We start from the raw sequence: 14133 nt of genomic DNA, 5'->3' as shown, positions 1-14133 counted from the left end.
TTATGTCGGTAACGCGGATGAATCAATCGTCAGTCAGACCGAGCAGGCGTCGGTTGGAAGCAGCGTCAGCGCTGACTCCGGCGAAATCGTCGAAGGCCTTGGCGGTCTTGCTGATCATGTGTCGCTCGATGAACGCCGCGCCTTGCGCCGCGCCCTGTGCGGAGTCTTTCAGGCAGCACTCCCACTCCAGCACGGCCCAGCCGTTGAAGTCGTATTGGCACAATTTGCTGAAGATCGATTTGAAATCGATCTGGCCATCGCCCAGCGAGCGAAAGCGCCCGGGACGCTCGACCCAGCCCTGATAGCCGCCATAGACACCGGAGCGCGCATCGGGGCGGAACTCGGCATCCTTGACGTGGAACATGCGGATGCGTTGGTGGTAACGGTCGATGAAGCCGAGGTAGTCCATTTGCTGCAGCAGCAGGTGGCTCGGGTCATAAAGAATTGCGGCGCGGGGGTGATGATTCACCGCTTCGAGAAACTGCTCGAACGACGCGCCGTCATGCAAGTCTTCGCCGGGATGGATTTCGTAGCACAGATCAACGCCGGCCTCTTCGAAGCAGTCGAGGATCGGCAGCCAGCGCTTGCCCAGTTCGGCGAAACCTTGCTCGACCAAACCGGCCGGACGCTGTGGCCACGGATAGACGTAAGGCCAGAGGAGGGCGCCGGAGAAGGTCGCATGGGCCGTAAGTCCCAAACGCTTGCTGGCACGAGCGGCCAGTTTCAGCTGCTCAATGGCCCACTTGGTGCGCTCCTGCGGCTTGCCGCGCAGCGCGGGCGGGGCGAAGTCGTCGAACAGACTGTCGAACGCCGGATGCACCGCGACCAATTGCCCTTGCAGGTGCGTCGACAGCTCACTGATCACCACACCGGCGCGGGCGCAGACGGCGATGAGTTCGTCGCAGTAATCCTGGCTCTCAGCGGCGCGCTGCAAATCGATGAACCGTGTGCCGAGGGTCGGTACCTGGATGGCTTTGTAGCCTTGCGAGGCCGCCCACTCGGCAATGTTGGCGAGGGAGTCGAAAGGCGCTTCGTCGGCGATGAATTGCGCGAGGAAAATCCCCGGACCTTTCAGACCAGTCAAATTTTGCTGATCACTGTTCATTGTGCTGGGCTCCTGTCAGCGGGCCGGGTATCTCGCTCCACTTTTCATTGCCAAGGTGATTGGCGATCGCGGTTTCAATGAAGGCCATGCCGCGCAGGCCGGTATCGATGCCCGGTACGCCCGGTGCCTGATGGCCCTCGGCGCCATGCACAATCGCTTCGGCGAGATCGCCGTACAGGTTGGCCATGGCTTCCAGATAACCTTCGGGATGCCCCGCAGGCAGGCGCATGCGTTGGGTTGCGGCGGCACACAGCCACGGCTGACCGACTCCGGAGCGCAGAACGCGCATCGGCTCGTTCAACGGTCGATGAATCAGGCTGGCCGGTTCCTCTTGGCGCCACTCCAGCCCACCCTTGTCACCGTAGACGCGGATCTTCAGCGGGTTTTCCTCACCGGCGCAGACCTGACTGGCGAGCAATACGCCACTGGCGCCGTCGCGCATTTTGAACAGCATCGCCACATCGTCATCCAGTTGCCGACCCTCGACATGCGAGCCGAGCATCGCGCTGATGAACTTAATCGACTGGCCGGTGACGAACTCGGCGAGGGAAAACGCATGGGTGCCGATGTCGCCGACGCAGCCGCCGATCCCGGATTGCGTCGGGTCGTCGCGCCAGCCGGCCTGCTTGTTGCCTTGCCCGGCGACATCGGTGCTGAGCCAGCCTTGCGGGTACTCGACGAGGACTTTGCGCACGCGCCCGAGCACGCCGCTGGCGACCATTTCGTGGGCCTGCCAGACCATCGCGTAACCGAGGTAGGTGTGCGCCAGCCCGTAAATTCGCTGGCTGTTGATGACCACCGAGCGCAGCGCCTGCACCTCGGCGAGGTTCAGCGCCGCGGGTTTCTCGCTGAACACATGAAAACCGGCACTCAACGCCTCGCGGGCAATCGGTGCGTGCAGATGATTGGGGGTGACGATGACCAGCAGTTGCATGCGCTGCTCGGCGGGCAGGGCGGCCTCGCGGGCGAGCAGGGTTTGCCAGTCGTCGTAACAACGCTCGGCCGCGACACCCAAGGCCGCAGCGGTGCGCTGATTATTCTCCGAGTCGCGGCTGAATGCGCCGCAGACCAGTTCGAAGCGTCCATCGAGGCCGGCGGCTTGCCGGTGGGCACGGGCAATGAATGAACCTTCACCGCCTCCAACAAAACCCATTCTTATTTTTGCGGCAGCGTACATGGCAGTCGTCTCGGTAGCTGGATGCAATGTTGATGAGCGATGTAACCGGTTACATCGTGGGCGAAATCTAGGCTTGAATTAGCCGAGTGTCAAATGCCAGCGGATGATCGACAGCGTTTCGATCGCTCGTTGCCTGCGGTAAGCTCCGCGCTTGATCGGCATGAATCAACGAGGTGTTTTTGTCCAATATTCGCGAAGTGGCTCGGCTGGCCGGGGTTTCCGTGGCGACGGTTTCGAGGACTTTGAAATCGCCCGAGCGTGTCCTCGCGCCAACCCGTGAGCGCGTCATGGCCGCCGTGGAGCAGGCCGGCTATCGGCCGAACCTGATGGCCGTGCAGTTTCGTTCGCGGCGCACCGGCAATCTGGTGATTCTGGTGCCGACCATCGCCAACACCTTTTTCGCCCGGGTCATCAGCGGCGCGCAGCAAGCGGCGCAGGCGGCCGGTTATCGCCTGCTGCTGTGCGACACCCAGGGCCGGGAAGAACTGGAGCGACAATTCGCCGAGCTGGTTTACGCTTATCAGGCCGACGGGGTGATCCAGTTGCGCGCCTACGATCCTTTTGAAAACGCCCCGGCCGACGCCGATGTGCCGCCGATCGTTAACGCCTGCGAAGTGATCAAGGTCGGGCGTTATCCCACCATCAGCCTGGACAACGTCGCCGCCGCCAAAGCCATGACCGAACACCTGATCGCCTTGGGACACCGACGCATCGGCCTGATCAAAGGCTCGAAAAACAGCCCGCTGACCCAGGATCGTCTGGCGGGCTACGAAATGGCGTTGCGCGAGGCCGGGATTACCTTCGATGAAGCACTGATCTGCCATGGCAATTTCAGCCTTGAGGCAGGTTTTGCCGGCGCGCAAAAGATGCTCGCATTGGCCGAGCGGCCGAGCGCACTGTTCTGTGAAAACGATGAGATGGCCATCGGCGCACTCAAGCGCATCCGGCAGGCCGGGCTGCGTGTGCCCGAGGACATTTCCCTGGTGGGTTTCGACGACATTCCCATGGCTGCGTACTGCGATCCGCCGCTGACCACCATCTCGCAACCGGCCGAGGCCTTCGGGGCCAAGGCGGTCGAGATGTTGATTGCCCTGATCGAAAAACAGCCGCTGACAGAGCGGCATGTCGTCTTGCCGTTCGAGCTGACGCCACGCAGCAGCACGGCCCGCATCGACAACTCGGCCAAGCGCTAACCGAATCACGCCGCTGGCGGTTTCGCCAGCGCAATCCCCGCCGCGCCCAACCGCTTCAACACTTCAAACAACAAATCGCTCTTGGTCAGCCCGACAATCCTCGGGCTGCCGACATAGCCGGTGACCGTGAGGGTTATGCCGTCCGGCGACAATTTGCTGAAGCGCACGAATGGTGCCGGTTTATCGAGGATGGTTTCGTTCTCGTGATAGGCGTCGAGCAGCAGCTGTTTGACCTGCTCAGGATCGATATCCAGCGGAAACATCAGCTCCAGCGACGCCACGCCCTGAGCACTGCCGCCGAGTGTGACGTTGCGCAGGTTCTGCGAGATCAGCTGCGAGTTGGGCACGATCACAATCGAGCGGTCGCTGAGCTGGATTTCCGTGGCGCGCACGTTGATCCGGCGGATGTCGCCCTCGACGCCGCTGATGCTGATCAAGTCGCCGACTTTCACCGGGCGCTCGGTGAGCAGGATCAGGCCGGAGACGAAATTCTTGACGATCTCCTGCAAGCCAAAGCCGATGCCCACCGACAACGCACTGACGATCCACGCCAGGTTGGTCCACTGCACGCCCAGCGACGACAGCGTCAGCAGAATCACAAAGGCGTAGCCGATATTGGAAAACAGCGTGCTCAGTGACGCACACATGCCCGGGTCCATGTCGGTCTTGGGCAGGAATTCGTTGTCGAGCCAGCGGCTTAATGCACGGATCAGCCAGATGCCAATCAGCAGTGCCAGCAGCGCGTTGAGCAGATGCGCCGGGACGATATTCAGCTTGCGCAAACCGGCGCCGCCAAGGATCGACATGATGTTGGTGACCAGTTGGCCGAGCGTGGTGCCGATGCCGCCGACAAACAACGAAATCAGCGCCATCAGCATCAGGCCGGCGCGGCTGACCCCGGACAACAGGATCGATGTCTGCTCAAGGCGCCGATCGCTGACGCCGAGCAATTGCTTGAGCGCCTGGCCGCTCGCGTGTTTCGGCGAAAACAGGTGCTCACAGGCGTCCTTGACCAGCTGAATCAGCAAGTAGAAGCCCGACAGCACGACATAGCCCCACACCAGCTCATAACTGATGAACCGTGCCAGCGAAACATAGCCGGCAAGCAGGGCGATGGCCGTCACCAACATAGAGAGACTGGCGACGCTGTAGATCAGCCCGGCGAACACGCTGTTCGTAGCCGACGCGTCATTGGCTGCGACCAAGGCCTTGCGCACTTTGCCGACGCGCAACAGCATCGTGCCGATGATCGCCAGCACCACCATGGAAATCACGCCGCGCCCGGCCATCACGATGTGGCTGCTCATGCCTGTGGCATTGGCGACTTGCACCAGCGTCACCAACACCAGCAACGAGCAGGCGAGGATTCGCGGGTAAGGCTTGAGGGCCAGCGCCACCGGATCGGCAATCGCCGGCAGGCGCCAGGACGGGTGCGCGGTGGAGAGCAATGCGCGGCTGAGGCCGGTGATCAGCACGCAGGCATAGACGACTTTCTCGAACTCTTCGGAGAAGGTTTCCAGCACCGGCGGCAGCGCGTCGTGGCGGGTGCAGGCGTAAAACAGCAGCTTCAGGGCGATGGCGGTGGTGATGAAGGTCGCGATAGCTGAGGCGAAGGCCAAGGCACTGCGGCGCAGTCGGCCCTCCGCCACGCGATGAATGCAGAACCAGGTCAGCCCGCGCTCAGCCAGACGTCGGCCGAAGGTCCAGATCAGCAGCGCCAACAGCACCAGTACGCAGGTGTAAAACCGCTCGCCCGGCGCCCAGACCGTGGCCCATACGTCAGCCACCTGCTCGACGAACAGTCGCAGGCGCTGGCGGTCGTCTTCGCTTGGATTGACCAGCGGTGTCCAGAAATACGGGCTCAATACGCTGCGCGTGCTCAGGGTCAGTTCGCTTTCCAGCAGGGTGCGGCGGATGCCGGCGATTTGCGTGATCAGGTCGGCGGCGTTCTGTTTCAGTGCGGCGAGGCTTTTCAGGGTGCCATCGACCTTGCTTTTCTGCTCCGCCAGCGTCGCCCGCTGCGCGACGATATCGGCTTGCTCGGCGGCTACCTCGGCGTCGGGCGCCGTGCCGAGCACGCCCAGTTGCACCGCCAGTTGCGCCTGTTGCGGCAACAGCGCAGCCGACAACCGATCGACATCGAGAATGAACGCCTGCACCCGATCCTGCGGGCCTTCGAGCTGGTTGTAATTGTTTGCCGCCGAAATCTGCTGCTTGAGCCCGTCCAGGCGTTGTTGCAGGGCTTGCAGATCGCTTTGCGAAATCACTGGTAGCGGCGCTGCGCCTGTGTTTGCCGGCGCGCCAAGGTCCGCCGCCCACAGTGCAGCGCTGCCCGGCATCAGCAGTAGGAACAGAATGAAAAACAACGACTTGAATGAACAACGCATGGGGGCGGCGGGCTCGAGTGGATTACACAGTCTATGAGGGTAGGTGATCGCGCCGAACGGGGCGGAAAACTTTCTCTGCAAGAGGCGCTTACACGCTCATCCAATCCGGCGGAATGATCCGCGCAGCGAGCGGTCAACCGGCAATAACAGCTTCGAGAGCATGCCATGTCCATTGCCAAGGAAACGATTGAATACCTGCGCCAACATTCACTGATCATCACCACCGCCGAATCCTGCACGGCCGGGGAGATCGTCATGTTGCTGTCGGAGGTGCCCGGCAGCGGCGAGTTGATCGAGTGCGGCTATGTGGTCTATTCGCCGCAAGCCAAGCAGCGTCTGTTGCACGTCAGCCCGGCGACCATGGACACCTTCAATCTGACCAGCGTGGAAGTGGCCAGTGAAATGGCCATCGGTGCATTGCGCGACAGCACCGCCAACGTCGCCGTCGCCACCACCGGCATTCTCGGACCCGACGATATGGATGGCATCAAGGCCGGTACGGTGTGCTTCGCCTGGGCGTTTCAGTTCGATGACCGACATTTTCTTTTCAGCACCCAACAATGGTTTGCCGGATCGCGCAGTGAAGTGCAGACCCTCGCTTCTGAATTCGCCCTGCGGCAGTTGCCGGACTATCACCGTCGCGCCTTGCGCGGCGAAGGAGGGTGGCGCCGATGAAGCCTGACCCCGACCATCCCGATCTGCAAAGCCGACAGTTTCCGGTGCAGGAGGACATGGCCTATCAGTTGAAGGTCTGGCGCTTCGAGCACATTGGTTGGTACCTGCTGGTGCTGTGCATGCTGCTCGGTCTGTTGGGGCTGTTTTCCCGGGGCGTGCTCAGTTCGCAGGACGCTCGCAGCGATGACGGTAAAGTCCAGATCGAATACGAGATGTTCCATCGCAACGGCTCGACCAACCCGCTGAAACTCAGCGTGCACACGGCGCCTGAAGCCACTGTCGAACTCGACATCGGTGGCGAGATGCTCGATGGCTTCAGCGTCGAAACCATGCAACCGGCCCCGGTGCGTATGCGCAGCTCAAAACAGGGCATGCGCTTGTGGTTGCAGGCGGATGCCCAGGGCCAGGCGACGCTCTATGTGACGCTGCGCGGTGACGGATTGGGCCTGTTTCGCAGCCATATCCGCGTGCCGGGCTCGAGCGAAGTGAAGCTCACTCAATTCATTTATCCATAGGTGACCCATGGACTCGGTGTTGCGCGCACTCGCGATGTATCTGGCACTGATGGTGCTGTTCAAAATTGCCGGCCGGCGTTCGCTGGCCGAGTTGACGACGTTTGATTTCGTCCTGCTGATGATCATCGGTGAAGCCACCCAGCAAGCGCTGCTCGGTGATGATTTTTCTCTGACCAATGCGTTTCTGGTGATCATTACGCTGATCGCTGTGGATGTCGGTTTTTCCCTGCTCAAACAGCGTTCCAGTTGGGTGTCGCGGCTGATCGATGGCGAGCCGACGATCATTGTCGAGAATGGCAAGCTGTTGCACCGACGCCTGCGTCATGCGCGGCTGGTCGAGGCGGATGTCATGGAGGCGGCACGCTCCAGTCAGGGCATAGAAACCATCGACCAGATCAAATTCGCAATCATCGAGCGCAACGGCAAGATTTCCGTGATCCGCCAGGATCCGGAAGGCGGCTGAACCTTTGACGCCGCACGGCCGCAATTTTTTTGAACGCTGAAAAAGCCTCACAGCCCAATGCTTACAAGTCATCGGAGGATTGCGAAATGAACGAGGCAGCGAGTTACTTCTCCATCGCCGTGGCGGTGATCATTCTGCTGGTCGATCTGTGGGCGATTGTCAGTGTGTTTCGCAGCAACAAAAGCGTCGGCGTCAAAGCCGCCTGGGCGATCGGTCTGATCGTATTCCCGGTGCTCGGCCTGATCGTGTGGGGCATCGCCGGCCCGCGCGGCGTCAAGGAAGGTCCTTCGTCGCCGGAGCACAGTAAGGGTTAAGAACCCTGATTTGCGCACATCCGGAAAATTGGAGGTGAACGATGAAAGCTGTTGTATTTCATGGCGTCGGCGATATCCGCCTGGACGATGTTCCCGAGCCAACCATTCAAGCGCCGACCGATGCCATCGTCAGGCTGACCGCGTCGGCCATTTGCGGCACCGATCTGCATTTCATTCGCGGCAGTGCGCCGGACATGCAGCCCGGCACGATCCTCGGGCATGAAGGTGTGGGGATCGTCGAAGCACTTGGCGAAGACGTGCGCAACTTCAAGGTTGGCGATCGCGTGCTGATTCCTTCGACCATTGCCTGCGGCAACTGCTCGTACTGCCGCGCCGGCTATTTCGCCCAGTGCGACGTAGCCAACCCCAACGGTAAAACCGCTGGCACTTCATTTTTTGGCGGGCCGAAAACCACCGGGCCGTTCGATGGCCTGCAAGCCGAGAAAGCGCGCATCCCTTTCGCCAACATTGGTCTGATCAAACTGCCGGACGCCATCACCGACGATCAGGCGATTGCCATGTCGGATATCTTTCCCACTGCCTGGTTCGGCGCCGACATGGCGCGGATCAAGGACGGCGACACGGTGGCGGTGTTCGGCTGCGGGCCGGTCGGACTGTTTGCGATTATCAGCGCGAAGCTGATGGGCGCCGGCCGGGTGTTCGCCATTGATGGCCTGGAAGATCGCCTCGCTCGCGCGCAGGCTTTGGGTGCCGAGTGCATCAACTTCGAGAAAGAAGATCCAGTTGAAACCATTGCGCGCTTGACTGCGGAAATTGGCGTGGATCGGGTGATCGAGGCCGTGGGCATCGACGCCAACCATTCCCATCACGGCCATCATCATCCTGCGCAGTGGCAACCGGGCGATGCGCCGGCGCAGGCGCTGGAGTGGGCGGTCAAGACTGTGGCCAAGGCCGGCACGATTTCCATCATCGGTGTCTATCCCGCCGGGTTCGACAGCTTCCCGATCGGTGAGGCAATGAACAAGAACGTGCGCATCAACATGGGCAACTGTCATCACCGCAAATACATTCCCAAGCTGATCGAAATGACCCTCGCCGGGCGCGTCGATCCAGCGAAAGTGCTGACGCAGGACGAGCCTTTGACTGACGCGATTTCGGCGTTCAAGGCGTTTGATCAACATCAATCCGGCTGGATCAAGGTCAAGCTGGAACCGGGTAGCGATACCACTGCTGACAGGAGATCGTCATGAAAAAAATCTGCGTATGTCTGGGGTTCTGCTCGATGTTTCTGTTGAGCGGCTGCTTTGATTCCAACGATGCACCCAACAAGGACGGCGACAAAAGCAAGCCGTCGGTGCAGATGCAGACCGACAAGCCCGAGGAGGCCAAGTAACTGCTGGCAAGTAAACCCTGTGGGAGCGAGCCTGCTCGCGAAGGCGTCAGGTCAGACAATTCGCTGCTGACTGATGCTCCGTCTTCGCGAGCAGGCTCGCTCCCGCACGGGTTCAGTTCGAGTAGCGGTATTCCAGCCATGCCCAATACAGTAAAGCCACAGCACTGATCCCGCCTCCGAGAAAACACACCGCCACCCAGCCAGATTGCGCATAGGTATACGTCGCCGCGATAGCGCCCAAACCACTGCCCACCGAGTAAAAGCACATATACGCACCGACCAGTCGACTCTGCGCATCGGGCCGTGCGGCGAAGATCAGGCTTTGATTGGTCACGTGCACTGCTTGCACGGCGAAGTCGAGCAAGATCACCCCGACGGCCATCGCCAGCAGCGAACTGTCGACAAATGCGATGGGCAGCCAGGACAGCGTCAGCAGCGCCAGGGCGATGCCGGTGGTGCGATTGCCCAAGCCGCGATCGGCCAGGCGCCCAGCCCGTGTGGCGGCGAGCGCGCCCGCCACTCCGGCCAGTCCGAACAGGCCGATCTGCGTATGCGACAGCGACAATGGCGGCGCGCTGAGCGGCAACACCATTGACGTCCACAACACACTGAAGGCGGCGAAAATCAGCAGGGCGAAGATGCCGCGGACGCGCAATACCCGCTCAGTCAAAAACAATTCCAATACCGAGCGCAGCAGTCGCCAGTAACTGACCTGTGCGGGCGGTTTTGCCGAGGCGGGCAGGGTGCGCCATAACAGCAGGGCCAAGCCGATCATCATGACTGCCGAGACAAAATACACGCCGCGCCAACCGGCCAGATCAGCCACTACGCCGGAAACGAAACGCGCCAGCAAAATGCCCAGTACCACGCCACTGGTGACGGTGCCTACGGCGGCGCCGCGCTGCTCCGGGTTTGCGAGGCTGGCGGTGCAGGCGACCACCACTTGCACCACCACCGCCAGCAATCCCACCAGCATCATGGCGCCGAGCAACACTCCCCAGCTCTCGGACAGGCCCACGGCACACAGCGCCGTTGCAGACAACAGCAGTTGACTGACGATGAGTTTCTTTCGATCGAGCAGATCACCCAGCGGCACAATGAACAGCAGCCCGACCGCATACCCGGCTTGCGTGGCCGTGACCACAACGCCGATTGCACCGGGTGAAACCCCGAGGCTGGCGGCCATCGATTCCAGCAATGGCTGCGCGAAGTAAACATTGGCCACCGCCATGGCGCAGGTGATCGCAAAGAGAAAAGTCTGCAAACGACTCAGCCCGGTCGTTGCGCTGTCAGCTGCGGCTTGCGCATTGACCAGGGTTTGCGTCTGGCAGGGCATCCTTGCTTCCTCGTAGTGTGGTTTTGAATTGAAACCGATACGTTGATCTTTATTCATTCGGGTTGTTAAATGCAACCACATTCAATAACCGATCCATCAGGAACCACATGGCCCGACAACAAACATTGGCGCAGAGCGAATGCCCGGTGGCCCGAACCCTCGAAGCCATTGGCGATCGCTGGGCCTTGATGATCATTCGCGACGCGTTCGATGACGTGCGCCGTTTCAGTGAATTCCAGAAGCGTCTGGGCCTGGCCAAGAACATCCTCACGGTCAAACTGAAAATGCTCGTCGAGTTGGGCGTGCTGGAGCTTCGGCCCGCGTCAGACGGCAGTGCCTACAAGGAATACGTGCTCACCGACATGGGCCGCGCGGTATTCCCCATCGTCGTCAGCCTGCGGCAGTGGGGCGAGCGCTTTCTGTTTGCGGAAGGCGAGGAGCACTCGATTCTGCTCGACAACGAACGGGCCGAGCCCGTTGAGACAATCGTCGTGCGCTCCAGAGCGGGCGCGGTGCTGGCCCCGGCGGACTGTCACCGAAAAGTGGTGACGAGCCGGCAATGAAGCCGGGCAGATAGCCGTGGCGTGTATTCACAGCCGCGCTATCTCCATGGCATGAAAAGTCGAGTCGGCAACCGCCGGGTTTTTGATCTAGGCTGTTTTCGATCCTCGATCAGCAGCGGTGCGCCGTTGCCATATTTCCAGCAACGCGACTACGGGAGTGCCTGATGAGCCTTTCACCTTTCCACCTCGCCATCCCGGTCTACGATCTTGCCGCTTGCCGGCGTTTTTACGGTGAAGTGTTCGGCCTGGAGGAGGGGCGCTCCAGCGCGCAATGGGTCGATTTCAACTTCTACGGCCACCAATTGGTGATCCACGAACAGCCGAAAACGGCTGCCCAGCAAAGCGTTAATAGCAACCCGGTAGACGGTCACGACGTACCGGTCCCGCACTTCGGCATCATTTTGCAGTGGGAGCAATGGGAGGCACTGGCCGAGCGACTGAAGTCATTCGGCACGCAATTTGTGATCGAGCCCTACATTCGATTCAAGGGTCAGGTCGGCGAACAGGCGACCATGTTTCTGCTCGATCCCTGCGGCAATGCGCTGGAATTCAAGGCGTTCAAGGACATGAGTCAGGTGTTTGCCAAATGATCACAGCGTAGTGATCTGGCCGTTGCGATCGCGTTCATAAACCTTGGTGGCCTGCAGCTTTTCCTTCAGCCAGCGCTCGGCGGTGCCCAGCGGCCGTTGGCGTGCCCATAACAGGTCGACGCCGATTTGCCAGTCGGTATGCGGGTACGCCGACAGCTGCAACTCGACCAGTTCGCCATTGCCCAGTTCACGCTGGATCAGCTGGCGCGGCAGGGTCGCCCAGCCGAGGCCGGCGCGGACCATTTCCAGCAGGGCCAGATAGCTTTCCGCTTGCCACAGTTGCGTCGAGCGCAGGTATTCACTGCTCGGCAGTTTGCTGGCGTGCGCACTGAACGCCAGGCGCCGATGCACGTGCAAATCGTCGAACGTGACGTTGTCCAGTTGCGCCAGCGGATGATCGGGATGACAGACGTGCAGCATGATCAGTTTGCCCAGCTGCTGGAACGCCAGTTCCCGAGGATAGCCCGGCTGCGAAAACGCCACGCCCAGCACCGCCTCGCCACTGCTGACCAGTTCGCTGACATCGCCGTAGACCGGGTGGCGAATGATCAGATCGACAAACGGGAAGGCCCGCTCGAACGCTTGCAGCACCGGCATGATCGGGCCGTACGGCGTTTCAATCGCCAGGGTCAGGCTCGGTTCGACGCTATCGGAAAGGCAATCGGCGTGGGCCTCGAAGGTCATGCAGCGCTCCAGTACCGCCTCTGCCTGGACCAGCAATTTATGCCCGCTGGCGCTGAGGGCAGGGCTGCGATTGCGGCGGTCGAACAGCTCGACGCCAAGGTCGGTTTCCAGATTGGCGATCGCTGCGCTGATGGTCGATTGCGTCTTGCCCAGCTTGCGCCCGGCGGCGGAGAACGAGCCGCTTTTCACCACCTGGACGAACATCAGCAACTGATCGAGTGAGAAGCGCACGCGGTGTACTCCGGGTTTGAGCGAGACGGCGATTGTGCCGCGTCTTTGCCATCGAAAAAAGCGATGGTTGCCAATTTGTTTCATCGTTAAAAACATTCAAGGATGACCTCGCGTCTTCGAACGCCGGGGCCGATTCTCTCTGTGCATCTGTCCCTGAGCGCCCGCGATTACAACCAACGCTGCCCCTTCAGGAGCTTGTGCCATGACTACACAACGCGTTCACCCGGTCGATGAGGTGTTGCCCCTGCGGCAGCTTTTCACCTTCGGTCTGCAGCATGTTCTGGTGATGTATGCGGGAGCGGTGGCGGTGCCGCTGATTCTCGGCAGTGCGATGGGGCTGACGTCGGCTCAGGTGGTTTTACTGATCAACGCCAACCTGCTGACGTCCGGTGTGGCGACGCTGATTCAGACCCTCGGTTTCTGGAAGTTCGGCGCGCGTTTACCGTTGATTCAGGGCTGCTCGTTCATTGCGCTGGCGCCGATGATCATGATCGGCAAGGAGTTCGGCCTCAGCCAGATCTTTGGGGCGGTGATCGCCGCCGGCTTCCTGACCATCGCACTGGCGCCGGTGTTCAGCCGCTTGCTGCGATTCTTTCCGCCCGTAGTGATTGGCAGCCTGATCACCATCATCGGTATTTCACTGATGCCGGCGGCGGCAATCTGGCTGGGTGGCGGCAATCCCGATTCGCCTGACTTCGGTCGCCCGGCCAATCTGCTGCTGGGCCTGGCCACGGTCAGTGTGACGCTGGTGATTTATGCGAAATTCAGCGGCTTCATCGGTAACCTCAGCGTGCTCATCGGTTTGTTTGTCGGCAGCCTGATCGCTGCCGCCTGCGGCATGACGCACTTCAATCGGGTCAGCGAGGCGGCGTGGTTCGAGTTGAGCGCGCCAATGGCGTTTGGTCCGCCGGAATTTTCTCTGGTACCGATTCTGATCATGACCCTGGCGATGCTGGTGATCATGGCCGAGACCACTGGCAATTGCCTGGCCATCGGCAAACTGGTCGGCAAACCCACCACCCAGCAGACCCTCGGCAACGCGTTCCGCGCCGACGGCTTGTCGACCATGCTCGGTGGTCTGTTCAACAGTTTTCCCTACAACGCCTTCACGCAAAATACCGGCCTGATTGCGCTTTCGAGCATCAAGAGCCGCTTCGTCGTCGCGGCCGCTGGCGCAATCATGGTGTTGATGGGCTTGTTCCCCAAGCTCGGCGCGCTGATTGCGGCGGTGCCGACGCCGGTGCTGGGCGGCTGCGCGATCGTCATGTTCGGCATGACCACGGTGGCGGGCATTCAGGAATTGTCACGGGTGCAGTTCGAAGGCACACGCAACGCCATCATCGTTGCGGTGTCGGTCAGCGTCGGCGTCTTGCCAATGTCGTTTCCGGCCCTGTTCGAACATGTCGGCCCGACGCTGAAACTGGTGCTCGATAGCGGCATTTTTCTCGGTGCGATCACCGCCATTCTGCTCAATGTGCTGCTCAACAAACAAAAACCATCGACCGACGCCGTCGGCGCTTCCACGGCCGAACTGGCCGACTGACTT

Annotated in this window: 15 protein-coding genes; 10 read left to right on the top strand and 5 right to left on the bottom strand. The window is 60.9% G+C overall.

Annotated features, from left to right (window positions below):
* Nucleotides 1-22 precede the first annotated feature (22 nt).
* Both AB4N47_RS12765 and AB4N47_RS12760 read right to left on the bottom strand, forming a co-directional pair.
* Nucleotides 23-1105 (bottom strand): sugar phosphate isomerase/epimerase family protein, encoded by a 1083-nt coding sequence (locus AB4N47_RS12765; protein ID WP_341637827.1) that lies wholly within the window; start codon nt 1103-1105, stop codon nt 23-25.
* Complete coding sequence (locus AB4N47_RS12760) at nt 1095-2258, bottom strand: Gfo/Idh/MocA family protein (RefSeq protein ID WP_341637826.1); 1164 nt, start codon at nt 2256-2258, stop codon at nt 1095-1097. Before AB4N47_RS12760 ends, AB4N47_RS12765 begins: the two co-directional genes overlap by 11 nt.
* Nucleotides 2259-2461: 203 nt before the next feature.
* Between AB4N47_RS12760 and AB4N47_RS12755 the strand changes: the two genes are divergently transcribed.
* The gene (locus AB4N47_RS12755) at nt 2462-3475 is read left to right on the top strand and encodes a LacI family DNA-binding transcriptional regulator (protein WP_341637825.1); all 1014 of its coding nucleotides are present in this window, start codon (nt 2462-2464) and stop codon (nt 3473-3475) included.
* A gap of 5 nt (nt 3476-3480) precedes the next feature.
* Here AB4N47_RS12755 and AB4N47_RS12750 read toward each other — a convergent pair whose 3' ends face one another.
* Nucleotides 3481-5862 carry a DUF3772 domain-containing protein gene (locus AB4N47_RS12750; protein ID WP_341637824.1) on the bottom strand — a complete coding sequence of 794 codons (2382 nt, stop codon included), beginning with the start codon at nt 5860-5862 and terminating at the stop codon, nt 3481-3483.
* Nucleotides 5863-6027: 165 nt separating this feature from the next.
* On the opposite strand from AB4N47_RS12750, the gene AB4N47_RS12745 reads away from it, so the two are divergent.
* The 6 genes from AB4N47_RS12745 (at nt 6028) to AB4N47_RS12720 (ending at nt 9183) form a co-directional block, all read left to right on the top strand.
* Nucleotides 6028-6537 (top strand): CinA family protein, encoded by a 510-nt coding sequence (locus tag AB4N47_RS12745; RefSeq protein ID WP_341637823.1) that lies wholly within the window; start codon nt 6028-6030, stop codon nt 6535-6537.
* The gene (locus AB4N47_RS12740) at nt 6534-7052 is read left to right on the top strand and encodes a hypothetical protein (protein ID WP_341637822.1); all 519 of its coding nucleotides are present in this window, start codon (nt 6534-6536) and stop codon (nt 7050-7052) included. The genes AB4N47_RS12745 and AB4N47_RS12740 overlap by 4 nt, the downstream gene beginning before the upstream one ends.
* 7 nt (nt 7053-7059) lie before the next feature.
* Nucleotides 7060-7515: a DUF421 domain-containing protein gene (locus tag AB4N47_RS12735; RefSeq protein ID WP_024012534.1), complete on the top strand. Its 456-nt coding sequence runs from the start codon at nt 7060-7062 to the stop codon at nt 7513-7515.
* An 86-nt stretch (nt 7516-7601) separates the two neighbouring features.
* A complete protein-coding gene (locus AB4N47_RS12730) occupies nt 7602-7829 on the top strand; it encodes a PLD nuclease N-terminal domain-containing protein (protein ID WP_024012535.1) in 228 nt (75 codons plus the stop codon).
* Nucleotides 7830-7870: 41 nt separating this feature from the next.
* The gene (locus AB4N47_RS12725) at nt 7871-9040 is read left to right on the top strand and encodes a zinc-dependent alcohol dehydrogenase (protein ID WP_341637821.1); all 1170 of its coding nucleotides are present in this window, start codon (nt 7871-7873) and stop codon (nt 9038-9040) included.
* On the top strand, nt 9037-9183 hold the full coding sequence (locus AB4N47_RS12720; RefSeq protein WP_341637820.1) for a hypothetical protein: 147 nt from the start codon (nt 9037-9039) through the stop codon (nt 9181-9183). The genes AB4N47_RS12725 and AB4N47_RS12720 overlap by 4 nt, the downstream gene beginning before the upstream one ends.
* A gap of 112 nt (nt 9184-9295) precedes the next feature.
* Here the strand turns inward: AB4N47_RS12720 and AB4N47_RS12715 are convergent, their stop codons facing one another.
* Complete coding sequence (locus tag AB4N47_RS12715; protein ID WP_341637819.1) at nt 9296-10519, bottom strand: MFS transporter; 1224 nt, start codon at nt 10517-10519, stop codon at nt 9296-9298.
* A gap of 107 nt (nt 10520-10626) precedes the next feature.
* On the opposite strand from AB4N47_RS12715, the gene AB4N47_RS12710 reads away from it, so the two are divergent.
* Both AB4N47_RS12710 and AB4N47_RS12705 read left to right on the top strand, forming a co-directional pair.
* Nucleotides 10627-11082: a winged helix-turn-helix transcriptional regulator gene (locus AB4N47_RS12710; RefSeq protein WP_341637818.1), complete on the top strand. Its 456-nt coding sequence runs from the start codon at nt 10627-10629 to the stop codon at nt 11080-11082.
* Between the two features lie 164 nt (nt 11083-11246).
* The gene (locus tag AB4N47_RS12705; RefSeq protein ID WP_073475213.1) at nt 11247-11672 is read left to right on the top strand and encodes a VOC family protein; all 426 of its coding nucleotides are present in this window, start codon (nt 11247-11249) and stop codon (nt 11670-11672) included.
* Here the strand turns inward: AB4N47_RS12705 and AB4N47_RS12700 are convergent, their stop codons facing one another.
* Nucleotides 11673-12587: a LysR family transcriptional regulator gene (locus AB4N47_RS12700; protein WP_341637817.1), complete on the bottom strand. Its 915-nt coding sequence runs from the start codon at nt 12585-12587 to the stop codon at nt 11673-11675. It abuts the gene before it with no gap.
* Nucleotides 12588-12789: 202 nt separating this feature from the next.
* On the opposite strand from AB4N47_RS12700, the gene AB4N47_RS12695 reads away from it, so the two are divergent.
* Entirely contained in the window at nt 12790-14130 is a 1341-nt protein-coding gene (locus tag AB4N47_RS12695) for a nucleobase:cation symporter-2 family protein (RefSeq protein ID WP_122610153.1), read from the top strand.
* The last annotated feature ends 3 nt before the right edge of the window (nt 14131-14133 follow it).

Source organism: Pseudomonas sp. S3_G06, assembly GCF_054667565.1.
The sequence above is the reverse complement of the archived record's forward strand: the minus strand, read 5'-3'. Positions and strand labels throughout refer to the sequence as shown.